This is a genomic window from Microbispora hainanensis (genome assembly GCF_006874475.1).
In the GTDB taxonomy this organism is placed as follows: domain Bacteria; phylum Actinomycetota; class Actinomycetes; order Streptosporangiales; family Streptosporangiaceae; genus Microbispora; species Microbispora hainanensis.
The window spans coordinates 135,894-160,311 of record NZ_VIRM01000007.1; the positions used below are offsets into that span (position 1 = coordinate 135,894).

Genomic DNA, 24,418 nt, shown 5'->3' on the forward strand with positions numbered 1-24,418 from the left:
CTACTCCTCCCGCAGGCGGGGATTGAAGATCTCGTCCATCGCGTCCACGATCAGCACGATGCCCAGGGTGAGCACCAGGATCGCGATCAGCGGGGCCAGCAGGTACGGCAGCGCGGCGGGGGTGGTGAGCGCCCCGCCGTTGAACACGGCGAGGTTCAGCATCACGCCCCAGTTGTTCGACTCGAACGGCAGCACGCCGAGGAAGAACAGGCCCACCTGTGCGTACACCGCGCCGGTGACGGCGATGAGCATGTTCATCGCGATGTACGGCGCCATGCTCGGCAGCAGTTCGCGGCCGATGATGTGCCGGGTGGGCAGGCCGAGCCCGCGGGCGGCCTCGATGAAGCCGCGCTCGCGCAGCGACAGCGTCTGCGACCGCACGGCGCGGGCGATGCCGCCCCAGCCGAGCACGCCGAGCACCAGGCCCATCTCCAGCGGGCTCTCGAACTTCCACACCGTCGACAGCACGAGCAGCAGCGGCAGGCCGGGGATCGCGAGGTTCATGTCGGTCAGCCGCATCAGCAGCGTGTCCCACCGGCCGCGGTGGAAGCCCGCGACCAGGCCGATGAGCGTGCCGAGCGCGACCGTGATGACGGCCGTGGCCAGGCCGGTGAGCAGCACGTAGCGCGCGCCGGTGACGACCAGCGCGAGCACGTCGGTGCCCTCGAAGTCGGTGCCGAAGGGGTGGGCCAGGCTCGGCGGCGCGTACAGCGCGTTGTCGTCGCGCGGCAGCTGGGCGGGGTAGAGCAGCGGCCCGGCCACGCCCATGAGCGCGAACAGGGCCACGATGACCACCCCGGCCATGCGGCTGGGCTTGCGCCGCAGCACCCGCCACACCCCGCGCCAGAAGTTGCGCCGCAGCGTCGCCCGGGTGGTGCCGGCCGGCAGGGCGTCGGGGCTGATCGCCCCTTCCGGGTTGACGATGACGGTCATGCCGCGCCTCCGCTCCTGACCCGGGGGTCGATCACCGTGTACAGCAGGTCGGCGGCGATGTTGGCGACGACGATGCCCACCGTGATCACCAGGAACGTGCCGCCCATGAGCGCGTAGTCGCGGCTGCTGATGCTGTTGACGAGCAGCAGGCCGAGGCCCGGGTAGTTGAAGATCTCCTCGATGAAGATCGAGCCGCCGAACAGCATGCCGATCGACAGGGCGAGGATCGTGAACAGCGGCAGGATCGCGTTGCGCGCCAGATAGCGGAACACGAAGCCGCGCTTCAGGCCGCGCAGCTCGGCCGCGAGGATGAAGTCGTCGCCGAGCACGGCGACCACGTTCGACTTCATCGCGAGAATCCACCCGCCATAACTGGCCAGCGTGTACGTGACGACCGGCAGCACCGCGTGATGGATCAGCGAGCCGATGTAGCCGGCGTTGAAGCCGGGGACGAACTCGACGTCCACCGGGCCGCCCGACGGCATGATCGGCCACAGCGTGGCGAAGACCGCGGTGAGCAGCAGGCCGATGACGTACACCGGCACGCCGTGCAGCAGAGAGCCGGACAGCGCCAGCATGTCGCCCAGCTTGCCCGACCGCTTGATCGCGGCGTAGACGCCCATGGTGACGCCGAGCAGGAAGCTCAGCAGCGTGCCGGCGAGGACGGGCAGCACGGTCCACCGGGCCGCGTGCCCGATGAGCGTGGTCACCTCCACGCCGGGCGTGCTGAGCGAACGCCCGAGGTCGAGGTGGAGCAGCGAGCCCATGTAGCCGACGTACTGCTGCCACAGGTTGCCGGTGGGCAGGAAGCCGTACAGGACGGCGGTGGCCCGCTCGGCCTGCTCGGGCGACATGCCCTTCTGGATCAGGCTCTCGTACTGCCCGAGCACCGGGTTGCCGGGGATCTCCCGGATGATGACGAAGCTGATCGTGGCGACGACCCAGATCATGGCCAGGCCGCGGACCAGGTGGCCGCCGATCTTCCTGGCGATGGCGCCCAGCCGGGGACGCCCCGGAACGGCGTGCGTCATGCCTGCCCCTTCTCCGCTTTCCTGATCATCCCGAGCTGCATCCACACGCCGGACGACAGCCGCAGGGACTCGTCGTCGTCGGGCGGGAACGCGGTGTACCTGGAGGTGTTCACGAACTGGGTGTTCACGTAGTCCCAGAGCTGGACGACCGGAAGCTGCTCGTTGGCGACCTTGGCCAGGACGCCGACGATGCGCTTCTGCTCGTCCTGGGACGCGTAGTTGAGCCTGCTGGTCAGCTCGCCCGGGTCGACCATGCCGGCGGCGCCCGCGTCGACCTTCTCCGGGCCGCCCATCCAGTTGCCCTCGGTGCCCGGCGCGACGTGGCGCAGCCTGCCGCCGAACATCTGCCAGCCGTTCGCCTGGCCGAACAACCGCTGGAAGATGTTGTACGGCGAGGGGCCGAGGCCGATCAGCCAGAACCCGAGGTCGTACTTGCCGTCGGCGAGCTCGCCGAGATAGAGCGTGTAGTCGGCGGCGGTGACGACGCTCGCGTCGATGCCGTGGTCCTCGAGCTGGCTGGTGATCGACTTGGCCGCGGCCACCCAGTCGGAGAACGACGCGGGCACGTGGATGCGGACCTTCCACGGCTTGCCGTCCGGCAGGGTCCAGTGGCCGCCCCGCTTGGTCATGCCGGCCGCCTTCAGCTCGGCGTCGGCCTTGGCGGGGTTCACCCGGTATTGCTCCAGCGTGTCGAACGCGTCGCCCAGCCAGGCGCGGGCCGCCTTGGCGTGGATGCCCGAGGTGGTCACGGCCGCCGTGCCGCCCTCCGGAGAGGCGATCTTCGTGACCTGGGCGCGGTCGATCAGGTAGGCCATCGCCCGCCGCACGTGCACGTTGTCGTACGGCTTGTGCGCCTCGTTGAACGCGAGGGAGACGGCCACCGGCGAGTAGCCCTTGACGATCTCGCTGCCCTTCGCCTGGCGGATGCGCTCCATGACGGCGGTGGGCACGGAGGTGAAGGGGGCGTTGTCCAGCCGGCCGGCGATCAGGTAGTTCCAGATCTGCTCGTTGCCGGTGTAGTTGAGGATCTTCACCTTGTCCGGCGCGATGTTCTGCCGTGCGTAGAAGTAGGGGTTGCGCTTCAGCAGCGCCGCGCCCGGGTTCACCCGCTCCAGCATGAACGGCCCGGCGGACACGTCGTGACCCGGGTCGAACGCGATGACCTTCTCCGCGAGCCCGGTGATCTGGTTCTTCGCCTTCTCGGCCGCCGCGCCCTGGCCGTGCTGGGCGACCTTGAGCGTCTGCCAGAAGTCGGCGGGCAGCAGCTTCCCGAAGACGTGCGCGGGCACGACCACGGTCGACAGCAGGTTGGCGAGGAAGGTCGAACTGCGGTTGGCGCCCTGGGTCACCTTGATCGTCTTGGGGTCGACGACCTGGATGTCGGCGGCGGCGCCGGCCGCCTTCGGGTCGAGCGCGTACGCCGTGCCGCCCTGGGTGTAGGCGAGGCCGATCGAGACCCGCACGTCCTCGCTGGTCACCGGCTTGCCGTCGGACCACTTGGCGTCCGGCTGCAGGTGGATGACGACCTGCGACCGGTCCGGGGACGCGCTCCAGCTCTTGGCGATGGCCGGGTAGAACTGGTTCGGATCGGTGGGGTCGTTCTTGGGCCACGCCAGCGCCATGCCGTTGTATCCAGAGAAGACCGATCCAACGGGGTTGAACGGGTTGATCGGCGCGCTCGCGTTGATCTGCTTGCTGCCGTCGATCGTGGTGTACACGCCGCCGCCCTGCTGGGCGGTGTCCGTCGTCCCGGTAGTGCCGCAGGCGGTCACGGTGACGATGGACGCCACCGCCATGATCGCTGCGAGTCGCTTCATGGGCTGCTCCTGGTTCCCGATTGCCTGGACAATACGGGCGCTCTCGGGATGCAGTCAATTTTTTCCACGAGCAGACAAGGCTATGGAGATAATTTTTACCCAAGCCCACTACCTGCGAAGACATCGTCATCAGGAGGGTCGGAGGCCGCCGGTGAGCCAGCGCGCGGCCGCCCGTGCGGAGGCCGTGGAGTTGCCGTGCGTGGCGAGATACAGCCGCCCGGCGGGCGGTCCCGGGACCCCCGTCTCCACCACGACCGCGTCCGGGCGGGCCCGCAGCGCGTCGTCGAGGAGCCGCCGCATCCAGGCGTGCCGTACGGCGTCGTGGACGGCGATCACGAGGGGGCGCGCCGTCTCGCTCAGGTCGGGCAGGCGCCCGTCCTCGTCCACCTCGGCCGTCACCGTCCCGGGGAGGATCTCCTCGATCGCCTGACCGAGTTTCAGCGGGGTCGCGCGGCCGACGGCCTGGCTGGGCCGCGCCGCCAGATGCACCACCAGCGGCGCCTTCGTCAGCGGCGTCACCGCCTGGTCGGCCGGGGTGGCGCGCAGGGCGGCCGTCGCCGCCGCCAGGCCGAGGCCCTCGTCGGCGTCGCGGGCCACGGCGGCCCTGGCCTCGGCCTGCGCGTCGTACCACGCGGCCAGGTCGCGCACCCGGCCCGCCGCCTCGGCCAGGCGCTCTTCCGCCAGCCGTCCCTCGCGGACGGCTCGGGTGATCGCGTCGCGCAGCGCGTAGACGCTCTCTCCCCTGGCCGAGGACACCCCGACGCAGATCGCGTCGGCCCCGGCGGCCAGCGCGCGGACCGCGATCTCGCCCGGCTCGTGCAGGGCGGCGACCGCGCGCATCTCGATCGCGTCGGTCACCGCGAGCCCGTCGAACCCCAGCTCCTCGCGCAGCAGGCCGGTCATCACCTCCCGGCTCAGCGTCGCGGGGAGCGTGTCGACGGCGGGGACCAGCAGGTGACCGCACATCACGGCGCGCACCCCCGCCGCGATGGCGGCCCGGAACGGCGGCAGGTCGCGCCGTTCGATCACCTCGCGGGAGGCCCGTACGGCGGGCAGCGCCAGGTGGGAGTCGGTCACGGTGTCGCCGTGGCCGGGGAAGTGCTTGGCGCAGGCGGCCACCCCCGCGCTCTGCAGTCCCTCGATCCACGCGGCGCCGTGGCGGCCGACCTCCTCGGGCTCGCAGCCGAAGGACCGCACGCCGATGACGGGGTTGCGGGGGTCGGCGTTGACGTCCACCACGGGGGCGTAGTCGAGGGTGACGCCGGCGGCGGCCACCATCCGGCCGATCTGCCGCGCCACCCGCCGGGTCAGCGACTCGTCGCCGGCCACGCCCAGCGCCATGTTCCCCGGCCACGAGCTGCCGGTGGCGGCCTCCAGCCGGGTGACGGCGCCGCCCTCCTCGTCCACGGCGACGACCACGTCCGGCCGCTCCCGGCGCAGCTCGGCGACCAGGGCGGCCGTCCCGGCGAACGCGTCGCCGTCACGGGCGCCGTCACGAGCGCCGTCGCGGGTGACGTCGCGGGCGATGTTGCGCGCGAACAGGACCACGCCGCCCAGCCCCTCCCCGAGCGCCCGCCGCAGCCACCCGGGCGGCTCGGTGCCCTCGAAACCGGGCTGGAGCACGGCCATCGCCATCCGGTCCAGCTCGCCGCCGATCATGCGACCTCCTGCCCGATCAGCACGCGGTGCGCTTCGGCGGCACGGGGGTCGCCGGGCAGGGCGGCCCGCACCGCGAGCGCGGCGGCGCCCGCCGCGTTGTCCCGGGCGCGCACCAGCACGGCCCGCCTGCCCAGCTCGGCCCGGACCAGGTGGGCGAGCTCGGTCGGCTCGGTCAGCAGCGACCCCGCGAGCACCAGCGGCCCCGTGTCTATCTCGGGCCCCGTGTCTATCTCGGGCCCCGTGCCTGTCTGGTCCGGGCCGCCCTCCGCCTGCGCTCCCCTCCCGCGGTCGCCCTCCCCCGTCACGACCCGTGCCGTACGGCACAGCCCGCGGGCCGCCTCCGCGACGATGCCGCGCGCCACCTCGTCACCCTCGCGGGCGGCGGCGTCCACCACGGGCGAGAGCGTGCCCAGCCAGGCGGGCCCCGACTCGGCGACCCGCGCGTACACGCCCGCCACCAGGGCCTGGGTGAGCGCGGGCCCGTCGTCGTCGCCGGCCACCCCCGGCCCCAGGACGGCCTCTGCCACCCGGGCGACCAGCACCGTGGGCGCGCCCCGGCCGTCGATCGCGTTCAGCGCCGCGGCGGCGGCCCTGCGGCCCAGCCACACGCCCGACCCCTCGTCGCCCAGGAGCCAGCCGAGGCCGTCGGCCCGCCGCACGATGCGGCGGTCGCGGACGCGGGCGCCGATCGCGCCGGTGCCGGCCACCAGGACCGCGCCGTCCGGATGATCGGTGGCGCCGGTGAAGGCGACGAGCACGTCGGCGACCACCCCCGGACGCCCGGCGAGCCCCGCCTCCCGCCAGGCCCGCTCCGCGGACTCGGCCGCGCGGGCGGCTCCGGCCAGGCCGAACACGCCGCCCGCGACCCGCGCGGGGTCGAGGCCCTCGAGCGCGCCGAGCAGCGCGGCGCGCAGGTTGGCTGCCGGGTCGGGAACCGAGATCGCGTTGGCGCCGCCGGCCCGTCCCCGCCCGGCGATCTCGCCCGACTCCGTGACCACGACGCAGCGCGTGCTGGTGCCTCCCCCGTCCACCCCGACGAACAGAGCCCCCACGGCCGCTCCTTTGTAGATACCTTCCATCAACTTATAAGGCGATGGAAATCTTCTACAACGGCCGGGATGCCCGGTTATTTCTTGCTGTCGGTGAGATCGACGAGTGCGGTGGCCGCCCGGAAGAACTTGTTGCGGCCCAGGTCCCCCACGGTCTTGATGTGGAAGGCCTTCTTCAGCAGCTCCGCGTCCTCCGCGCTCACCCCGGCCAGCGCCTCCACCGGCGCCTTGACGATCTCCTCAAGGGTCATGTCCTCGTATTCGCGGTCGAGCAGCTTCGCCAGGTCTGCCGATACAGCCATGGTCCCCCCCATCGAACACGCCCCCCGATACCTCTTGAAGTGCCCAAACGGCACATTTCCTAAGCCGCTGCGATCACGGCGCTCCCGTAGTCCCACAGGCGATCCGCCGCGTCCGGGTCGAGCGCGTGGGCCGCCACGCCGCCGGGGATCCCGGGGACGGCGGGCGGGGCCTCCTGGTTGTCCTCGAAGTAGCGCCCGGTCACGCCCTCCACCAGGGGCGAGGCCGCCAGGAGCGCCGATACCGCCGCGCCCGACGCGAGCGTCTTGAGGTAGGGCTGGGGGATGATCTCGCCGTTCTCGTCGATCGCGCCCATCTCGCGCATCGACGCCTCGTCCATGTGGCGAGTGAGGTTCGTGAGGATCCAGCCGGGGTTGAGCGCGTTCGCCGTGATTCCGTCGGCCGCCCACCGGCGGGCGCCCACCGCGAGCAGGACGTCCGCCGTCTTGGACTGCGCGTAGGCCGTCCACGGATGGTAGGGCCGGCGCTCGAACTGCGGGTCGTCGAAGTCGAACGGCGCGGCGAGATGGGCCCCGGAGCTGACGACGACGATCCGCGCCCGGCCCGCCGCCCGCAGGCTGTCGTACAGGCCCAGAGTGAGGGCGAAATGGCCGAGATAGTTCGTCGCGAGCTGCAGCTCCCAGCCCTGGGCGTTGACCTGGCGCACCGGGAGCGCCATGATCCCGGCGTTGGCGACCAGCACGTCGAGCGGGCCGCTCCAGTCCCGTACGAACGCCGCGACCGATGACAGGTCGGCCAGGTCGAGCGCGGCCGACCGTACGGTTCCGGGCGCGCCGGCGAAGGTCGCCGCGATCCGCGCCCCCGCGGCCGGATCGCGGGTGGCGATGGTGACCTCCGCGCCGGCCGCGGCCAGGACGCGGACGGTTTCGGTGCCGATGCCGGAGGAGCCGCCGGTGACGACGACGCGCCGCCCGGACAGATCCACCCCCTTGATGACCTCTTCGGCCGTGGCGTGAGAGTGGAACGGAGTGGTGATGCGAGTCGTTTCGCTGTTCATGAGGCCACGCTAGGAGAACCGATCCGGACTATCTATGCTGGAAAGTCCGCAGAACTTTATCGGTCGTCCACTCGTCTCGAATCGCCCGGGGGAAGCAGATGGATCCGCTCGAAGACGTGCTCGCGCTGCTGGGCACCAGAGCGCACCTGTCCACGGGAATGACGGCGGGCGGCCGCTGGGCGGTGCGCTTCGATCCGCCGGACGGGGTGAAGTTCAACACCCTCCGGCGCGGCCGGTGCTTCCTGAGCGTCGAGGGCCTCACCGCCCCGATCGCTCTGGAGGAGGGCGACTGCTTCCTGTTGACGCATCCCCTCGCCTTCACGCTCTTCAGCGATCCTCACGCCGTCCCGGTCGACGCCGAGCCTCTCTGGACGGCCGCGGGAGACGGGCTCCCCCATGTCGGCGGCGGCGTGGACACGTTCCTCGTCGGCGGCCGCTTCTCGTTCGGCGACCGCGCGCGGGGGCTCCTGCTCGACGGGCTGCCGCCGGTCATCCACGTGCCCGCGGACACCGGCGAGGCGAGCGCGGTGCGGTGGGCCCTCGGTCAGATCGACGCCGAGCTGCGGGGGCGGCCGATCGGCTCGACGCTCGTGGCCGAGCATCTCGCCGTCGTCATGCTCATCCACGTCCTGCGCCTGCATCTCGCCCGCGAGCCCCGCGCGGTGTCGGGATGGCTCGCCGGTCTCGCCGACCCCGTGGTCGCGGCGGCCCTGCGGTCCATGCACGCCCGGCCCGCCTACCCGTGGACCGTCGCGGAGCTGGCATCGGCCGGTGCGGTGTCCCGGTCCACCCTCGCCGCGCGATTCAAGGAGACGGTCGGCCTCGGTCCCCTGGACTACCTCACCCGCTGGCGGATCGAGCTCGCCGCCCAGCGCCTGCGCACCGGCGACGACACGCTCGCCACGATCGCCCTCGCCGTCGGCTACGGCTCGGAAAGCGCCCTCAGCACCGCGTTCAAGCGGGTCACCGGCAACTCGCCGCGGGAGTATCGCCGGCGGTGCGCGGGCGCCGCGACCGTCGAGGCCGCCCCGAGCCCCGCGTCCCAGGCCGGCTGAACCGGCCTCGCCGCAGGCGCGGAGGCCTGGACGACCGAGGAGCAGACGTCCGCGAGCGACACGATCCCCGCCCGCGCCCCGGCCCATGACAGGCACCCCAGCCCGGTGCGGGTGCCCCGGCCTGCGCTGGGCGACACGGTCTGCCGGAACGGGGACCGGGCACCCGGCATGCGATATTGGCTGTGTCATGCCGGTGACATCGCCTCTCCGCCTCGCCCGAGCCGCCGCCTTCACCGCGGTGTGCCTCGGCCTCGGCGTGGTGGCGCACCTGTTCAACGGCGGCACGGTCGCCCCGGGTGCGCTGGCACTGGGCCTGCCGGCGGTCTTCGCCGCCGCGCTGCCCCTGTCGGGCGGGGAGCGGACGCTGCGTGCGATCCTGCCCCTGCTCGCGGCCCTCCAGGTCGTGCTGCACGTGCTGTTCGCCCTGTCGGCGCCCATGACGTCCACCGCGTATGTCCTGTCCGGGTATGTGCTCACGGGGCAGGCCGTGGCCGGCCACCCGCATGCCGGGCCGGGCATCGGAATGCTGCTCGGCCACGGCTGGGCGGTGGTGCTCACGGCGGTGTGGCTGGCCAGGGGCGAGGCCGCCCTGTGGGCGCTGCTGCGGCGGCTCGCCGTACGCCTCACGCGGATCGCGGCCGATCCGGCACCGCCGGTGTTCGCGCCGCCCGCGTCGCCGCATCCGGACGAGCCGCACCTGCCGTGCTCCCTCGCGCCGCGTCACTGCGTCACCCGGCGCGGCCCGCCGGGCCTTCTCCAGCCGTCCGCCTGAGACGGCCCTCCTCACCCCGCTCCCGGCCGTGTACGGCCCGGAGCGTCGTCAGTGATCTTTTCCGGTGGAGCATGCCCGCGCGCATGCCCCTTCGGCGTCGGCGGCCGGTCATGCCGGGCTGCCCTGCATCGCCGGGGACGGCCCGCACGGTTCGCCGCGCACGGCCTGCCTCGCGTGGCCGCCGCACATGCCCTGCCGCGCCTGGTCTGTCTCGCATGGTCTGCCGCGCCTGGTCTGCCTCGCACGACCTGCTTGCGCGACCCGGCCGACGCACGCGCACGGGGACGCCGCCCGCATGCCCCCGCCGGACGACCGAGAGAAGGCTTCCGCATGACCATCACGACCATCACAAACCGCATGCTTCCGGCGGCGCTGGCCGCCCTCCTGGCCGCAGGGGCCTGCGCGCCAGCCGAGGGGCAGGTCCCGGCCTCGGCGGCTGCCCCGCTGTCGGTCGCCGATCCGTGGGTGAAGACGGCCCGCTCCGGCATGAGCGCCGCCTTCGCCACACTCGTCAACACGACCGGCGAGGCGGTGACCGTCGTCGCGGCGAGCACTCCCGTCTCCCCGTCCGTGGAGCTGCACGAGGTCGTCGGAGACGGCGGCACCACGACCATGCGCCGCAAGGAGGACGGGATCGTGATCCCGGCCGGTGGCCGGCACGTGCTCCAGCCCGGCGGCGACCACATCATGCTCATGAACGTGCGCACGGCCATCGAGCCCGGCACGGAGGTGCCCTTCACGCTCACCCTGAGGGACGGCAGGACCGTGTCGTTCACCGCGGTGGCCAAGGACTTCGCCGGCGCCAACGAGTCCTACGCCCCTCATGAGTGAGCGCGGACTCCCCGGGGGACGGCGGCTGACCCGGCGCGGCCTGCTCGCGGGCGGGGCCGTCGCCGCCGCGGCGGCGGCCTGTGCCCCGGCCTCCGCCGCACCGGACGCGGCAGGGCGCGCACCCGCCGGGCAGCAGGAGCCCCTCCCCGGCGGTGCGGCCGTCGAACCCTTCCACGGCGTCCACCAGGCGGGCGTCGCGACGTCTCCGCAGACCTTCGCGGTGTTCGCCGGGTTCGACCTGCGGCCGGGCACCGACCGCGCGGCGCTCACGCGCCTGATGCGGCTGCTCACCGACGACGCCCGGCGGCTGACGCGAGGCGAGCCAGCCCTCGCCGACACCGATGCCGAGCTGGCGCTGCTGCCCGCGCGGCTCACCGTCACGTTCGGGTTCGGCGCCGGGCTGTTCGAGGCGGCGGGGGCCGGGCATCTCGCGCCACGGCCGCTGCCGGCGTTCAAGGTCGACGCCCTCCAGCCTCGCTGGAGCGGCGGCGACCTGATGGTCCAGGTGTGCGCGGACGACCGCGTCACGCTGGCGCACGCGCTGCGGGTGCTCGTCAGGGACGCCCGCTCGTTCGCGACCGTACGGTGGACGCAGCACGGATTCCGGCAGAGCCCGCAGGTGCGCGCGCCGGGGACGACCCAGCGCAACCTGATGGGCCAGCTCGACGGCACGGTCAACCCCCGGCCGGGGTCGCCGGAGTTCGACCGGGCCGTGTGGGTGCGCGACGGGTGGCTGCGCGGCGGCACCACGCTGGTGCTCCGCCGCATCCGGATGGACCTGGAGAAATGGGACGCCGCGGACCGGGCGGCCAAGGAGTTCAGCGTCGGGCGGCGGCTGGACAGCGGCGCACCGCTGACCGGCCGGGCCGAGGCCGACGAGCCCGACTTCGCCGCGGCCGGGCCGTCGGGCCTGCCGGTGATCTCCGAGTATGCGCACATCCGCCGGGCCCGGGTGGCCGACCCGGGCATGCGCATCCTGCGCCGGGCCTATAACTACGAGGACGGCCTCAGCCCGGAGGGGCGGCCGGACGCCGGTCTGCTGTTCGCGTCCTATCAGGCCGATGTGGCGCGGCAGTTCGTCCCGATCCAGCAGCGGCTCGCGGAGGTCGATCTGCTGAACCAGTGGATCACTCCCATCGGGTCGGCCGTCTTCGCCGTGCCGCCCGGGTGTTCCCCGGACGGCTGGATCGGCGAGACCCTCCTGTCCTGACCGGCCGCCGGGTTCGCTCAGGAGAAGGGAGCCCCTTACCCGGCCGCGCGGCCGGGTAAGGGGCTCCCGTGTAGTGGCCGCCGACCTGGAAGAGCCCCGGGCCGGCGGCGGTGGGTCAGCCGGCCCGGAAGGGGTTCCGGGTGGCGGCGGTGCAGGTCAGCCGCGCGAACGGCGCAGGGCGGTGATGCCCGCCCCGGCCCCGACCAGTCCGGCGACGAGGCCGAGGCCGCCGAGCACCAGGGCCAGAGCGTTGTTCCCGCCTTCGTTCTCGTCACTCGCTACGGCAGCCACGACGGGGGCCGCGGCCGGCGAGGCGGGGGCGGCGCCGTCCTCGGCGTCCTCCCCTTCCTCGGCGGCGACCAGCGTGAGCGTCGGCGCGGGGTGTTCGGGCTCGGAGCCGTCGGCCTTCGCCGGGTCCGCCCACGTGACGACCTCACCGTTCGAGTAGGTCTGGGCCGTGGGAAACGCCAGCTCGTCGACGGTCTTCGGCAGCGGGCCGACCGACACCTCGAACTCCTGGAACTGGCCCGACTCGACCTTCCCGCCGGACCAGGTGATCTTCAGCACCGATTCGGTGATCGTGTCGCCGGCGTCCGAGACCACGGGCTTGGGCAGCTTGCCGCGGGTGAGCTTGACGTCCCAGCCGGGCACCGGGCGGACCGAGACGAAGGGCAGCGGGTGGTCGGTGGGGAAGTCGACCTCCACCTTGGTGGTCGAGGCGTTGTCACGCTCGTTGGGCACGCGGAAGGCGAGCTTCGTCCAGGAGCCCTTCACGGCGGTGCCGGGGTTGACGGTGACATGGGCGAGGGCGGGCACGGCGAGACCGATGGTGAGCGCGAGGGCACCGGCGGTGACGGTGGCCGCACGACGGGCGTACGAGGTCATGGGGGTTCTCCAGTCGTCTGCGAGATTACGGAGGCGCGCGAGCATGGCCCTGTGGGGACACACGGGTCCCACGGGGGATACGCGTCGCTCGCGCGTGAAGCTCAGGAGACGGGGAGAAGCGGCGGCCCGCGGCGGACGACCGCGTGCCGCAGCACGCCCGCGGTGCGAGGGGCACGCATGGAGCCCGGCGCCGCGGGCGGGCGGGGACGTCCGGTGCCCGCGAGGCCGGCCCCCCACAGCGTTAGCAGCGCACGTGCCGGCATGGCCACCGCCCGCAGGCAGCGGACCGCCCCGGCGCCGGCGGCGCGCAGCACGGACCACAGGGCCTCCTCGCCGCGCGACAGCCACAATCCGGTGAGCAGCGCCGCGGTGAGGTGGGCGGTGAGCATGCCGGTCTGCGCCGTCAGGCCGCCGTGCCAGGTGGGGTGCGACGCCGCGCCGGACCCCGTCAGGTCGAGGAGGACGTGCAGGAACGCCTGGGCGCCGACCAGCAGACCGATGATCGCCTGGGGTGACCGTTCCCGGCCCGCCGCGACGGCCGCGCCGGCCGTCACCGTGAGCATCCCCGTGAGGAGCGCGGCGGGCGTCGGCCCGCCTCCCCCGGCGAACCGGTGCGCGCCGACCGCGAGGAGCACGCAGACGGCGGAGAAGGCGGCCGACCGCGCGAGCCGGAAGGAGAGCGTGGCGCGCATGACGCGGGGATTGTCTCACACCCCCGGCGATCTCGGCCGGTCCGCCGCCGGTCACGGCCACGAAAGGGGGGTTGACCACTTCAGCCGGACATGTCGGTTCAGTCCGACATCGAGTAGTTTCGGCCGATCTTGCCGTGGGGGCTCCCCTCAGAACGACCTTTCGGCCATACTCGCAAGTGATCTACGAGCCGAGGACGCCGACGATGACACCTCCCCCGCGCCACCGCGGCGTGGTCGTCCCCGCCGTCGCCGCGACGGCGTTCGCCCTGCTGGGGCTCGCCCTGTGGTTCGGCGGCGGCAGACCGCAACCGGCGATCCAGGGGCTGCCCTCCCCCGGCGCCCTGACCACCTGGGGCCTGCCGGTCGTGCGGCTCGTCCACGACGTCTGCGCCGTCGCCACGGTCGGGACCCTGCTGGCGGCCGTCGTGCTGGCCCCTGCCAGCGGCCGGACCGTCATGCGGGCGGCCGGGGACTGGGCGCTCGGCTGGGCGGCGAGCGCGGCGGTCACCGAAGTGCTGACGCTGTCGGACTTCCTCGGGCTGCCTCCGGGCGACGCGCTGCGCTCCGGCGCGCTGCCCGCCTTCCTCCTCCACATCCCGCAGGGTCAGGCGTTCCTCACGGTGACGCTCGCGGCCCTGGCGGTCGCCGCGGGGACGCTCCTGCCGGACGGCCCCCTGCTCCGGCTCACGCTGCTCGCGGTGGCGCTCTTCGCGGTGCTGCCCCCGGCGTACGTGGGCCACTCCGCCTCGGCGGCCGACCACAACCTCGCCGTCCTGAGCCTGATGGCGCACGTCGCGGCCGTCGCGCTGTGGATCGGCGGCCTGTACGCCCTCGTGGCGCACCTGCGTGCCGCGCCCGGGCTCACGGTCGCCGTGCGGCGCTTCAGCACGCTCGCGCTGGGCTGCTTCGCCGCCGTCGGGGCATCCGGTGCCCTCAACGCCTGGGTGCGGCTCGGCTCGGTGCCGCTGCTGTGGCAGTCGCGGTATGGCCTGCTCGTGCTGGCCAAGATCGCCGCGCTGGCGGTGCTCGGCTGGTTCGGATGGCGGCACCGGCGCAGGACCATCGAGACGATGGAGTCCGGCGGCGCCCGCGCGCCGTTCCTGCGCCTCGCCTGCGGCGAGATCGCGGTGATGGCCGGCACGCTGGGCCTGGCCGTCGCGCTGGGACGCACGCCCCCGCCGCCCACCGAGACGGCCGCGCACCACCACGACGCCCTGGGATACGCCCTGCCTCCCCTCACCCCGGGCGCGCTCGTCACGGAGGTGCGGCCCGACCCGATCGCGCTGCTCCTGCTGGCCGCCGCCCTCGCGGCGTACCTGTCCGGCGTACGGCGGCTGTCGCGTGCCCCGGGGGAGGGCGGGCGGTGGCCGGCCGGGCGGACCGTCTCCTGGGTGGCCGGGCTCGCGGTGATCGCTTATGCCACCTCCGGAGGCGTGGCGGCGTACGCGCCCGCCCTGTTCTCCGCGCACGCGGCGCAGTATGCGCTGCTCGGCGCCGTAGGCCCCGTGCTGCTCGTGTTCGGCGCCCCGATGACGCTGTGGCGGCGGGTGCGTCCCGACGCGGACCCCGCCGGCGGTCCGGCCGGCCGTGCGCTGTCCCACCCGGTGACGGCGCTGGCCCTGTACGCACTGCCCTATCCGGCGCTGTATCTGACCGGCCTGTTCGGGGACGCCCAGCCGAGCCTCGCCCTGCGGCTGGCCGCGCAGACGGCGGTGACGCTCACCGCGGTGCTGTTCCTCGCGGTGGCCGTCGGCGTGGACCCGCTCCCCCACGCGATCCGGCCGCAGGTGCGGGCCTGGATGCTCGCCGGGGCGATCGCGGTACGCGCGTGGACGGGCCTGGTGGTGCTGGCCGGGCCGGCGCAGGCGCCGGAGTGGTATGCGGCGCTCGCGCTGCCGTGGGCGCCGGACCGGGCGGCCGACCAGCGGCTGGGGGCGATGCTCGGCACCGGCGTGACCGTCGCCGTCCTCGCGGGCCTGCTCGCGCTGCTGCTCGCCCGCTGGCGGGCGGCGCGGCGCAGGACCGCCGCCGCCACCCGCTCAGACAGGTCCGTGGGCGCCCGCTGACAGCCCCCGGTGGCCCCCAGTGGCCCCCGCGAAGGTCAGCGGCGGCCTCGGGGGGCGCCGTCGCGGTCCCTGCGCACGATCGGCTTCCTGCCCTTGATCGTGGTGCGGCGCAGCGCCGCGACCACCTCGTCCACCGCGGCGTCCGGGATCTCGACCAGGGTGAACCGGTCGGCGATCTCGATCGCCCCGATCTCGCGCCCGCTGACGTGGGTCTCTCCGGTGATCGCGCCGACGATGTCCTGGGGACGCACGCCCGCGCTGCGGCCCGCGCCGACGAAGACGCGGCTCATCGCGCCGCCCCCGCGCCGTCCGCGCCGGTCGTCGCGGGCGAACCTGTCGTCGCGCGGACCGCCGCGTTCGGCCCGCTGCGGGCGCGGCGTGACCTCGGGGATCTCCTCCTCGTCCGCGGCGGCGCCGGTCGACTCGTGGGCGAGCTTGACCGCCGCGAGCGCGATGTCGACCAGGTCGAACTCGTCGGCGAGCGTCTCGACCACCACGCGGAAGCGGTCGAGGTCGCCGTCCTCCATCAGGCTCTCCTGCAGGGCGGCCCTGGTCAGCTCCAGCCGCCGGGCGCGCAGGTCGGCCACGGTCGGCACCTTCTCGACCGCGATCTTGCTGCGGGTGACGCGCTCGATGGTCTTGAGCATGCGGTGCTCGCGGGGCTCGGCGAGCGTGATCGCGACGCCCTCCCGCCCGGCCCGGCCCACCCGGCCGATGCGGTGCACGTACGACTCGGGCGCGGACGGCACGTCGTAGTTGATGACGTGGGTGAGCTGCTCGATGTCGAGGCCGCGCGCGGCCACGTCGGTCGCGACGAGCAGGTCGGCCGTCCCGCTGCGCAGCCGGCCCATGACGCGGTCGCGCTGCTCCTGGCCCATGCCGCCGTGCAGGGCCTCGGCGCGGTAGCCGCGGCCGTTCATGGTCTCGGTGAGGCTGTCGACCTCCTCACGGGTGCGGCAGAAGACGATCGCGGCAGTGGGGGCCTCCACGTCGAGCACCCGGCCCAGCGCGGCCGGCTTGTACGCGCGGCTCACGATGTAGGCGCTCTGCCGGATGAGCGGGGCCTCGCCGGCGGCGGGCGCCTCCCGCTCGATCCTGATCCGCACCGGCTCGCGCAGGTGGCGGCGGGCGATCCCGTCGATGCGCGGCGGCATGGTCGCGGAGAACAGCACGGTCTGCCGGTCCTCCGGGGTGTCCTGGAGGATCGCCTCGATGTCGTCGGCGAAGCCCATGTCGAGCATCTCGTCGGCCTCGTCGAGGACGACCATGCGCAGGCCCTTGAGCGGCAGGGTGCCCCTGCCGATGTGGTCGAGCGCCCGGCCCGGGGTGGCGACGACGACGTCCACGCCGCGCTCTAGCGCCCGCAGCTGCCGTCCGATCGGCTGGCCGCCGTAGATGGGCAGCACCCGCGTGCCGAGGTCGCGGCCGTAGCGGTGCATGGCCTCCGACACCTGTATGGCCAGCTCGCGGGTGGGCACCAGCACCAGCCCCGCGGGCTCGCCGCCGCCGTTCTCCATGGCCACCGGGTGGCGGCCGGCGTGCAGCCGCTGGAGCATGGGCAGGGCGAACGCGGCCGTCTTGCCCGTGCCGGTCGCGGCCTGCCCGAGGAGGTCGCGGCCCTCCAGAAGCGGCGGGATGGCCTCCCGCTGGATGGGCGTGGGCTCCTCGTAACCGAGACCGTTCAAGGCCTTCAGGAGCTCGGGGCCCAGCGCCAGATCGGCGAATCCGGGTCCTTCGTCGGTCTCGTTCACGACCATCTCCTGCTCCTGGTCCTGCTCTTGGTCCTGCTCCTGGTCCCGGCCTGTGGCGGGGCGAATGTGCACGGGACGACCCTATGGTCTTTCCGCCCTTACCCCGAACGCCGCCCCTGGCACGCGGCCCGGCGTATCCGTGTGTCCCACGGCGTGCCGGGCCGCGTGCCGCCGCCCGCCTGCCGGCCGTCAGCCCAGGTCGCGGGCGCTGCGCAGCAACGTCGCCAGTTCGGTCACGGCGGGGTCATCGGTGCGCGCAGCCAGGCGGTCGGCCTGGTCGATCAACTCGCCGAAGCTCCACGTCCCGCTCCTCCCGGACCACCGGCCGCGCAGGTGCTCGGCGAAGTCGGCGGCCACGGCGTCCACCTGGAGACGGACGGAAGCGCTCCCCCACAGGGCCGGGGCCAGCGCGAACACGTCGACGCTCCGGTCGGCCTCGGACGGCCGCCGCGTGTCGGGGTCCAGCCAGCGCACGGTGGCGGTGGCGAGCCTGCCGTCCGCGCCCGGGCGCAGGTGCACCCGGTAGATCGCGGTGACCGAGTGGCCGGGGCCGATCTCCCCGCCGTCCTTGCTGTCGTCGCGGAAGTCCTCCGAGGTCAGCGCGCGGTTCTCATATCCGAGGAGCGCGTACGACTCGACCGCCGACGGGTTGAAGGTCACCTGCGCCTTGGCGTCCCGGGCGCGCACCTCTAGGGTGGTGGTGAGCCGTTCGGTGAACGTCTTGCGCACCTGGTCCTCGGTGGAGACGTAGACGGCCGCGCCGTCGCCCCGGTCGGCGAGCTGCTCCATGAGCTCGTCGCCGTACTCGCGGCCGACGCCCACGCACAGCAGGGTGATCTTCTTGCCGGCGTGCTCGCTCACCCGGCCGAGGATCGTCTGCCAGGCGGTCTCACCGGTGTTGGCCAGGCCGTCGGAGAGCAGGACGACGCGGTTGGTGGCGTCCTGCCTGAAGGAGCCGGCCGCCAGGCGGTAGCCGGTCTCGAGGCCGTCCGCCAGGTTGGTCGATCCCCCGGCGTTCAGCATGTCGATCGCCTCATGCAGCTCCGACCGGCGTGTCACCGCCGTCGTCTCCGCGATCACCTGGGCCTCTTCCCGGAAGGAAACGATGGACACCTGGTCGCCGGGCACGAGCTGGTCGACGAGCGTGTGCAGCGCCCGGCGCACGAGATCGAGCCGGCCGGGCTCGGCCATCGACCCGGAGACGTCGACCACGAAGGTGAGGCTGACGGGCCGCCGCACCGACGGGTCCGGCTCGCGGGTCTGCAGGCCGACGCGCAGCAGGGCGGTCCTCTTGTCCGGCATCCTGGCCCCGTCGATGTGGACGGCGAAGCCGTCGCCCTCCGGCTCCGCGTAGTCCTGGCGGAAGGCGTTGACGAACTCCTCCGTACGCACCTGTCCCGGATCCGGCAGGCGTCCCTCCTCCAGAGCGCGGCGGGCGTAGCCGTAGGAGGCCGTGTCGACGTCGAGGGCGAAGGTCGACGGCTCCTCCGCGCTGCGCGCTCCCTCGTCCCGGTCGAGTGAGGACGGCTCTGCGCCCATGTCGTCGTGCCGGGCGGAGTCCGGGACGCCCGGCGGAGCGACCGGCGCCCGGGCTCCGGCGTCCGAGGCGGTCGGCACGCCGGAACAGGCGGTGACGAACAACAGGGCGATCATGGTCAGGGCCGCGAGGATCGGGCCGGATTTCTTCACGTGCGCCTCCAATGTCGGTCCACCTCTAGGACGGACCCCGGACGTCCGCCGGCCGCCTCGGACATCCAAGTGAGGGCGAACCGTGCCCGCCTCGTGATCATCGAGGCCCGGTGCGTCACCGCTGTCTCAGAAGTCACTTTCCGCATCTGTCCCGGAGCGCATACCGTGTCACAGTGGATCTTCGGGAGCTGAGACGGGCCAGGTTCGCGGTGTCGGTCGCCTTCGCCCTGCATGGGGCGGTGACCGGCGGCTTCGCCTCCCGCATCCCCTGGATCCAGGACCACGTCGGGGTCGGGCCGGGCGGGCTCGGGCTCGCCCTGCTCTCGCCCGCGGTCGGCTCCATCCTCGCGATGTCGACCGCGGGCCGCCTCACGCACCGGTTCGGCGTGCGGGCCGTCACCCGCCTCGCGATCGGCCTGTGGTGCCTGCTCCTCGCCCTGCCCCCGCTGGCGCCGGACCTGCCCCTGCTGTGCGCGGCGCTCCTGCTGTTCGGCGCGGTGGCCGGCGTCGCCGACGTCGCGATGAACGCCCAGGGGGTGGAGGTCGAGCAGCGGCTCGGCCGTTCGATCATGTCCGGCCTGCACGGCATGTGGAGCGTGGGGACGCTCGTGGGCGGCGGCGTGGGCACGCTGGCGGCGAGCGCCGGCCTCGACGCCCGGCTCCATCTGAGCGGCATGGCGGTGGTTCTGTTCCTCGTAGGACTGGCCGCCGGACCGCTGCTGCTCGACCTGCGGGCGGGTGAGGACGAGCCGGCCCCGCCCCCGTTCATGCTCCCGCCGCGCGGAGTGCTCGTCATCGGGCTGGTGGGCTTCTGCGCGGTGTTCGCCGAGGGCGCCGCCCAGGACTGGTGCGCCGTCTACCTCCGGCAGGTCGCGGGCGCGTCGCAGGCGGTGGGCGCCGCGGCGTACACGGCCTTCGCCTGCATGATGGCCGCGGGCCGGTTGTGCGGCGACGCCGTGGTGCGGCGGCTGGGGCCGGTGGCGACCTTGCGCGGCAGCGGGGCGCTGGCGGCGCTCGGCGGGCTGCTCGTCGTGGTCTCCCGGACTCCGGTGCCGGCGGTCGCCGGGTTCATGCTGATCGGCGTGGGGATCGCCGTGGTCGTCCCGCTGGTGTTCGCGGCGGCGGGCAACGCCGGGTCCTCGCCGAGCGAGGGCGTCGCGGGCGCGGCCACGGTGAGCTACGCGTCGGGGTTCGTCGCGCCGAGCGCCATCGGCGGGATCGCCCAGCTGACCGGGCTTCCCGCATCGTTCGCGCTGGTCACCGTGCTGCTGCTGGCGGTCCTGCTGGGCGCGGGCAGGCTCGCGCCCCCGGCTCAGGAGGCCGTCCAGGCCGCCTGACCCCGGCCGGGCCAGCCGTACGCGTCTCTGCCGTACGCGTCCGTGCCGTACGCGTCTGTGGCGGAAGTGTTCGGGAGCGCGCCCTGCGGGCCAGGTGACGGCCCAGCGACTGGGCCGGGCGCTCGACGGCGCGATAGGTCAGCGCCGAGCAGGCGAGCACCACCCCGAGCAGCAGGACGCCCATGGCCAGGCGTTCGGTGAGGGAGAAGCGGGCCGGGTCCGTCGTCAGCCGCCGGAGCACCTGCACGGCGAGGGGATGCAGCAGATAGACGGAGTAGCTGATCAGGCCGAGCCCCACGAGCGCGCGCGGCATCCGCCGACGCCGCAGAAAACGGGCGGCCAGGAAGGTGGCCCAGGCCGCCGCGACGGCCGTCGACCAGCCCCAGGTGAACGCCAGCGCCTGGTCGTCGGGCATGCCCCAGCCGGGGCCGAAGGCCCACGCGGCGGCGACGGACGCGACCGGCACGCACGCCAGCGCCCACCCGTTCCTCTTCCAGCGGAGTTGGCCCTGGTCGAGCCGGTAGAGCACGGTGCCGGCGAACATCGTCGCGAGGATGGCCAGGCTCTCCCACGCCCCGACCCGGCTGTTGGCGCCGAGCAGCACGAGGGCCAGCACGGCGGCGGCCGCGGTGCCCCACACGCGCAGCCGTCCGCGAGAGGCCAGCGACGCGGCCGCCGCGAGCAGCACGACCGCCGCGATCACCACGACCTGGGCGGTGCCGGCGCCCCGCGACAGCGCGCCCGCCGGGAGCAGTCCGCCCACGGTGACGGCCGCCGCGGCGAACGCGATCATGCCGACGGCACTTACCCGGTGCATGCCATTGCGGTGCGTGCCCGCCACCACGAACAGCGCCGTCACGAGCAGGTAGAAGACCATCTCGTACGACAGCGTCCAGAACACGTTGACGACGCTGACCACCTGGAGGAGGTCCTGCAGCATGGTCAGATGCGCCAGTGCCGAGATGCCCGGATTGTCGGCCAACTGGTCCGGCAGCGTCGCGTACACGCCCACCGCGCCGAACACCGTCCCGGCCGCCGCGGCGACGAGCCACAGGGGATAGAGGCGGAAGAGCCGGGTGATCCAGAACCCGCCGACGCTGCCGCGCCGTTCCAGCGAGACCGGAACCACGTAGCCGCTGACGAGGAAGAACACGAGCACGCCATACTGGCCGAAGTTGAACCACTGGCCCGCGCCCGCGCGCACCTCGGGAAACAGGCCGTCGAGGCAGTGCTCGAACACCACGACGAGCGCGGCGACGCCGCGTAACGCGTCCAGCCATCCCTGCCGCGGCGACTGCGGCGACGGTTGCGACCGTGCGGGTGACGCCTCCTCCCTGAGACCGGTCCGGTTCGTTTCCACTGAATCGACGAACATCCGGTCAGGGTAGGGGGTCAACCTGGATGAATCGTAAAGGCTCCCTGAACGCGGCCGCGCTCAGGGAGCGTTCACGTGCCTCTATGCCAGATTCGCCTGCCCTCGTACGTGCGGCCCCAGCGGTCGTGAAGGCCCAGTCCTGGCCGGGTCGCGTGGATCTTGGTCCGGGTGCTCACCGACGCCTGCCAGTACGCGGACGACTACAAGCCGGTCTCCTCGGCAGGTGCGGAGTCACCGGCGGCGGCTGCGGCGCGGGGCAGGACCCGCAGAACGGCCTCGCGAGACCCGGCGACCCGCAGGCCCTGCTCCTCGGCGTCGGCGAGGCCGAGGCCGCCGCTGAGGAGGGCGAGGACGCGCGGCGGCGGGCCGGTGACGGTGGCGTCGGCGTCCGGGTCGGCGCCCAGGCGCATCGAGACCCGGCCGGCGTCGGCGTCGATCACCACACTCTGGTCTCCGGCGTGGATCTGGATCGACGACGCGGGCCGGTCGGGCTCGTGGTCGGCGAGGAACATCCGTACGGGCAGGCGCAGCCACTGGCCGCGGAAGGCGTCCTGGGGCCGGTGGTCGCGCATCAGGGGTACGCCCCAGCGGCCGAGCGCGTCGATCACCGGCGCCAGATCGGCGCCGCGATCGGTGAGCCGGAACAGGGTGGTGGCGATCGGCGGCGGAGCGTCCTCGCGTTCCACGAGACCGGCGGCCTCCAGCTCGCGCAGGCGGTCGGCGAGAAGGTTGGTGGCGATCCCCGGCAGCCCGGACCGCAGGTCGGTGTAGCGGCACGGGCCACGGGACAGGAGCTCGCGCACGATCAGCAACGTCCACCGGTCTCCGACGACGTCGAGTGCTTTGGCCACGGAGCAGTACTGACCATAGGAGCGCATGACCACAGCCTACCAAGCAACTTGAAACTATCACGCACTCGCTTGACTTTTTTGTCTAAGAACTTTAGAAGTGCGTCATGACCAATCTCAAAAGGCGGGCGGGTGCGAGCGCGTCTCCCGGCCCGCCCCCCTCGACCCCGCCCTCCTCGACCCCGCCGCCCGCAACCGTGATGGGCGCTCACGACGACGTCGGCTGGTTCATGATCGCCTCGGCGGTCGGCGCCGCCCTCGCCCTCGCATTCATCCGGCGCCCCGGCGGCGCGGGTTCTCTCGGAGGTTCCCGATGAACGAAGAGATCGCGGCGCTCTCCCGGGTCGCCACGTGGCCGGACGCCGACCGGCGCGTCAGGATCGTGCTGGCCGCTCAGTTCACGGCAGCCGGCCTCGACGCGGAGGGGTTCCGGTTCTTCGCGGAGCTGTCGTCACGGACGCCGGGCGAGGGGCTGCTGCTGGCGCTCGCCGGCGCCTTCCAGTCCCGGTTGGACGGCCAGGCCGAGGCGGCGATCGCCAAGCTCGACGCCGCCACCGAGCTGGACCTCGGGCTCCCCCACTACTACCGCGGGATCTCCCTGGCCGGCCTGCCCGGGTGCGCGGGACGGCCGGAGACCGTGGTCGCGGATCTGGAGTTCGTCCTCATGGTCGGGGACCAGTTCCCGCCGGGCTTCATGCGGCCCGTCCACGCGGCGCTGTCACACGCGTACGAGCTGCTCGGGCGCGTTGAGGACGCCGCGCGGGCCCGCGTCCGGGGCGGACACCTGATCACCGACTACTGGGCGAATCCCCGGGACGGGTTCCGTTTCGTCCCCCCGCGCCTGGTCGAGCACGCTCCGGGCGTCCACGTCGCGCAGGGCTACGACTTCGCCGACGTCGGCTTCGTCGTCACCGGCACGGGTGTGGTAGCCGTCGACGCCGCCAGTACGCCCAGGCACGCGGCCGCGGCGCTCCGCGCGCTCCGCGAGATCACCGAGCTGCCCGTCACCCACGTGATCCTCACGCATGCCCATCTGGACCATGTCGGCGGCCTCGACGCCCTCACGGCCGACGGCGCCGTGGTCATCGCCCAGGCGAACTTCCCCCGCGAGCTCGCGCTGCAGAACTCCGGCCCGCCGCCACTGGGCTACTACCTTCCGCGAGGCCACGGCCGTCAGGCCCACGTCGCCCCCGGCCTGCTGGTGAACGCCGTGGAGAAGCTGACCGTCGGCGGAGTGGACGTCACGCTCATCCCGATCGCCGGAGGGGAGACCGACGACGGGCTGGTCGTCCACCTCCCGGGCCTGGACGTGGCCTTCGTCGGCGACATGTGCATGCCCTATCTCGGCTCGCCGACCCTCGCGGAGGGCTCCCCGCAGGGCCTGTTCGACGCCATGCGGACGGTCATGGACCTGCGGCCGCGCACGCTCGTCCACGGGCACCCGGCGCTGACTGAGAACTTCCCCGTCGAGGCGTTCCCCGGCCTGCTGGCCGCACTGCGCGACCTGGAGCGGATCACCGTCGCCGCGATCTCGGACGGTCTGACGCTCGCCGAGATCCTGCGGCTCGGCCATCTGCCCGACGTCCTCCGGGACCATCCCGCGGCGGTCATGCCCTACCTGGTCACCCGCGACACCTTCGTCCAGCGGGTGCACCGCCTGCGGACCGGCTACTGGCACCACAGCGGCGAGGGCGTCGAGCAGTTCACCTCCGCCGAGCTGTCGGCCGCGCTCGACCTGCTGGGCGGCCGGAGCGCGGCGGCCTTCGCCACGGCGGGGCTGGAGCTCGCGCGGCGCGGCGAGCATCCGCTGGCCCTGCACCTCGTCGACCTGGGGCTGCTCAGCCATCCCGGCGCTCCCGAGCTCGCCGGCCTGCGGCAGAGCCTGCTGGAGTCGATGGTCGCGCGCACCCAGCTGCTCAACCCGTTCAAGTTCATGCACTACGCCTCACGCGCCGGCCTCGAACTGGACCCGCCCGGGTGACGGGCGTCGCGACGCCGCCTCGTGAAAGTTTCGGCTCTTCCGGCCCCGGCGGGCGGCCTGGGCCGAGGTCGTCGCGTACGGGCCGCCAGGCGGGCGGGCCGGGTCTTGATCGCGTTGCC

20 protein-coding genes are annotated in these 24,418 nt (G+C 73.5%); 7 read left to right on the top strand and 13 right to left on the bottom strand.

What is annotated here, in order from left to right; all coding sequences use genetic code 11:
- From FLX08_RS08440 to FLX08_RS08470, 7 genes are all read right to left on the bottom strand, one after another.
- The gene (locus FLX08_RS08440) at nt 1-933 is read right to left on the bottom strand and encodes an ABC transporter permease (RefSeq protein WP_142617646.1); all 933 of its coding nucleotides are present in this window, start codon (nt 931-933) and stop codon (nt 1-3) included.
- On the bottom strand, nt 930-1,964 hold the full coding sequence (locus FLX08_RS08445) for an ABC transporter permease (protein ID WP_142617647.1): 1,035 nt from the start codon (nt 1,962-1,964) through the stop codon (nt 930-932). The genes FLX08_RS08440 and FLX08_RS08445 overlap by 4 nt, the downstream gene beginning before the upstream one ends.
- Nucleotides 1,961-3,781, bottom strand: a complete 1,821-nt coding sequence (locus FLX08_RS08450; RefSeq protein WP_142617648.1) for an ABC transporter substrate-binding protein — start codon at nt 3,779-3,781, stop codon at nt 1,961-1,963. Before FLX08_RS08450 ends, FLX08_RS08445 begins: the two co-directional genes overlap by 4 nt.
- Nucleotides 3,782-3,910: 129 nt before the next feature.
- The gene (locus FLX08_RS08455; protein WP_142617649.1) at nt 3,911-5,440 is read right to left on the bottom strand and encodes a glycoside hydrolase family 3 protein; all 1,530 of its coding nucleotides are present in this window, start codon (nt 5,438-5,440) and stop codon (nt 3,911-3,913) included.
- Complete coding sequence (locus FLX08_RS08460; protein WP_244312486.1) at nt 5,437-6,492, bottom strand: N-acetylglucosamine kinase; 1,056 nt, start codon at nt 6,490-6,492, stop codon at nt 5,437-5,439. Before FLX08_RS08460 ends, FLX08_RS08455 begins: the two co-directional genes overlap by 4 nt.
- A 74-nt stretch (nt 6,493-6,566) precedes the next feature.
- Nucleotides 6,567-6,791, bottom strand: a complete 225-nt coding sequence (locus FLX08_RS08465) for a hypothetical protein (protein ID WP_142617650.1) — start codon at nt 6,789-6,791, stop codon at nt 6,567-6,569.
- 59 nt (nt 6,792-6,850) lie between these two features.
- Nucleotides 6,851-7,807, bottom strand: a complete 957-nt coding sequence (locus FLX08_RS08470) for an SDR family NAD(P)-dependent oxidoreductase (protein ID WP_142617651.1) — start codon at nt 7,805-7,807, stop codon at nt 6,851-6,853.
- A 98-nt stretch (nt 7,808-7,905) separates the two neighbouring features.
- On the opposite strand from FLX08_RS08470, the gene FLX08_RS08475 reads away from it, so the two are divergent.
- The 4 genes from FLX08_RS08475 (at nt 7,906) to FLX08_RS08490 (ending at nt 11,675) form a co-directional block, all read left to right on the top strand.
- Nucleotides 7,906-8,862: an AraC family transcriptional regulator gene (locus FLX08_RS08475; RefSeq protein WP_142617652.1), complete on the top strand. Its 957-nt coding sequence runs from the start codon at nt 7,906-7,908 to the stop codon at nt 8,860-8,862.
- Nucleotides 8,863-9,049: 187 nt separating this feature from the next.
- Nucleotides 9,050-9,634: an MFS transporter gene (locus tag FLX08_RS08480; RefSeq protein ID WP_142617653.1), complete on the top strand. Its 585-nt coding sequence runs from the start codon at nt 9,050-9,052 to the stop codon at nt 9,632-9,634.
- 330 nt (nt 9,635-9,964) lie between these two features.
- Complete coding sequence (locus tag FLX08_RS08485; RefSeq protein WP_142617654.1) at nt 9,965-10,465, top strand: copper chaperone PCu(A)C; 501 nt, start codon at nt 9,965-9,967, stop codon at nt 10,463-10,465.
- Nucleotides 10,458-11,675: a Dyp-type peroxidase gene (locus FLX08_RS08490; protein WP_142617655.1), complete on the top strand. Its 1,218-nt coding sequence runs from the start codon at nt 10,458-10,460 to the stop codon at nt 11,673-11,675. The genes FLX08_RS08485 and FLX08_RS08490 overlap by 8 nt, the downstream gene beginning before the upstream one ends.
- A gap of 156 nt (nt 11,676-11,831) precedes the next feature.
- On the opposite strand, the gene FLX08_RS08495 is transcribed toward FLX08_RS08490, so the two are convergent.
- Nucleotides 11,832-12,560 (bottom strand): YcnI family copper-binding membrane protein, encoded by a 729-nt coding sequence (locus FLX08_RS08495; protein WP_142617656.1) that lies wholly within the window; start codon nt 12,558-12,560, stop codon nt 11,832-11,834.
- A gap of 101 nt (nt 12,561-12,661) precedes the next feature.
- Nucleotides 12,662-13,252 carry an MFS transporter gene (locus FLX08_RS08500; protein ID WP_142617657.1) on the bottom strand — a complete coding sequence of 197 codons (591 nt, stop codon included), beginning with the start codon at nt 13,250-13,252 and terminating at the stop codon, nt 12,662-12,664.
- A gap of 203 nt (nt 13,253-13,455) precedes the next feature.
- Here FLX08_RS08500 and FLX08_RS08505 point away from each other — a divergent pair, with 203 nt between their 5' ends.
- On the top strand, nt 13,456-15,318 hold the full coding sequence (locus tag FLX08_RS08505; protein ID WP_142617658.1) for a bifunctional copper resistance protein CopD/cytochrome c oxidase assembly protein: 1,863 nt from the start codon (nt 13,456-13,458) through the stop codon (nt 15,316-15,318).
- A gap of 35 nt (nt 15,319-15,353) precedes the next feature.
- Here the strand turns inward: FLX08_RS08505 and FLX08_RS08510 are convergent, their stop codons facing one another.
- Both FLX08_RS08510 and FLX08_RS08515 read right to left on the bottom strand, forming a co-directional pair.
- Nucleotides 15,354-17,141, bottom strand: a complete 1,788-nt coding sequence (locus tag FLX08_RS08510) for a DEAD/DEAH box helicase (protein WP_425280617.1) — start codon at nt 17,139-17,141, stop codon at nt 15,354-15,356.
- A gap of 117 nt (nt 17,142-17,258) precedes the next feature.
- Nucleotides 17,259-18,758: a vWA domain-containing protein gene (locus FLX08_RS08515; RefSeq protein WP_244312487.1), complete on the bottom strand. Its 1,500-nt coding sequence runs from the start codon at nt 18,756-18,758 to the stop codon at nt 17,259-17,261.
- A gap of 173 nt (nt 18,759-18,931) precedes the next feature.
- Between FLX08_RS08515 and FLX08_RS08520 the strand changes: the two genes are divergently transcribed.
- Nucleotides 18,932-20,095 carry an MFS transporter gene (locus FLX08_RS08520; RefSeq protein WP_142617659.1) on the top strand — a complete coding sequence of 388 codons (1,164 nt, stop codon included), beginning with the start codon at nt 18,932-18,934 and terminating at the stop codon, nt 20,093-20,095.
- Here the strand turns inward: FLX08_RS08520 and FLX08_RS08525 are convergent.
- Entirely contained in the window at nt 20,016-21,470 is a 1,455-nt protein-coding gene (locus FLX08_RS08525) for an acyltransferase family protein (protein WP_142617660.1), read from the bottom strand. The two genes, FLX08_RS08520 and FLX08_RS08525, sit on opposite strands and share 80 nt — an antisense overlap.
- A gap of 200 nt (nt 21,471-21,670) precedes the next feature.
- Nucleotides 21,671-22,348: a winged helix-turn-helix transcriptional regulator gene (locus FLX08_RS08530; RefSeq protein WP_142617661.1), complete on the bottom strand. Its 678-nt coding sequence runs from the start codon at nt 22,346-22,348 to the stop codon at nt 21,671-21,673.
- A 283-nt stretch (nt 22,349-22,631) separates the two neighbouring features.
- Here FLX08_RS08530 and FLX08_RS08535 point away from each other — a divergent pair, with 283 nt between their 5' ends.
- Nucleotides 22,632-24,299 carry an MBL fold metallo-hydrolase gene (locus FLX08_RS08535; protein WP_142617662.1) on the top strand — a complete coding sequence of 556 codons (1,668 nt, stop codon included), beginning with the start codon at nt 22,632-22,634 and terminating at the stop codon, nt 24,297-24,299.
- The last annotated feature ends 119 nt before the right edge of the window (nt 24,300-24,418 follow it).

Bases quoted from the DNA above. Each gene is read 5' to 3' on its own strand.
- FLX08_RS08440 (WP_142617646.1), bottom strand. From the start codon at position 933: ATGACCGTCATCGTCAACCCGGAAGGGGCGATCAGCCCCGACGCCCTG.
- FLX08_RS08445 (WP_142617647.1), bottom strand. From the start codon at position 1,964: ATGACGCACGCCGTTCCGGGGCGTCCCCGGCTGGGCGCCATCGCCAGG.
- FLX08_RS08450 (WP_142617648.1), bottom strand. From the start codon at position 3,781: ATGAAGCGACTCGCAGCGATCATGGCGGTGGCGTCCATCGTCACCGTG.
- FLX08_RS08455 (WP_142617649.1), bottom strand. From the start codon at position 5,440: ATGATCGGCGGCGAGCTGGACCGGATGGCGATGGCCGTGCTCCAGCCC.
- FLX08_RS08465 (WP_142617650.1), bottom strand. From the start codon at position 6,791: ATGGCTGTATCGGCAGACCTGGCGAAGCTGCTCGACCGCGAATACGAG.
- FLX08_RS08470 (WP_142617651.1), bottom strand. From the start codon at position 7,807: ATGAACAGCGAAACGACTCGCATCACCACTCCGTTCCACTCTCACGCC.
- FLX08_RS08475 (WP_142617652.1), top strand. From the start codon at position 7,906: ATGGATCCGCTCGAAGACGTGCTCGCGCTGCTGGGCACCAGAGCGCAC.
- FLX08_RS08480 (WP_142617653.1), top strand. From the start codon at position 9,050: ATGCCGGTGACATCGCCTCTCCGCCTCGCCCGAGCCGCCGCCTTCACC.
- FLX08_RS08485 (WP_142617654.1), top strand. From the start codon at position 9,965: ATGACCATCACGACCATCACAAACCGCATGCTTCCGGCGGCGCTGGCC.
- FLX08_RS08490 (WP_142617655.1), top strand. From the start codon at position 10,458: ATGAGTGAGCGCGGACTCCCCGGGGGACGGCGGCTGACCCGGCGCGGC.
- FLX08_RS08495 (WP_142617656.1), bottom strand. From the start codon at position 12,560: ATGACCTCGTACGCCCGTCGTGCGGCCACCGTCACCGCCGGTGCCCTC.
- FLX08_RS08500 (WP_142617657.1), bottom strand. From the start codon at position 13,252: ATGCGCGCCACGCTCTCCTTCCGGCTCGCGCGGTCGGCCGCCTTCTCC.
- FLX08_RS08505 (WP_142617658.1), top strand. From the start codon at position 13,456: ATGACACCTCCCCCGCGCCACCGCGGCGTGGTCGTCCCCGCCGTCGCC.
- FLX08_RS08525 (WP_142617660.1), bottom strand. From the start codon at position 21,470: ATGTTCGTCGATTCAGTGGAAACGAACCGGACCGGTCTCAGGGAGGAG.
- FLX08_RS08530 (WP_142617661.1), bottom strand. From the start codon at position 22,348: ATGCGCTCCTATGGTCAGTACTGCTCCGTGGCCAAAGCACTCGACGTC.
- FLX08_RS08535 (WP_142617662.1), top strand. From the start codon at position 22,632: ATGAACGAAGAGATCGCGGCGCTCTCCCGGGTCGCCACGTGGCCGGAC.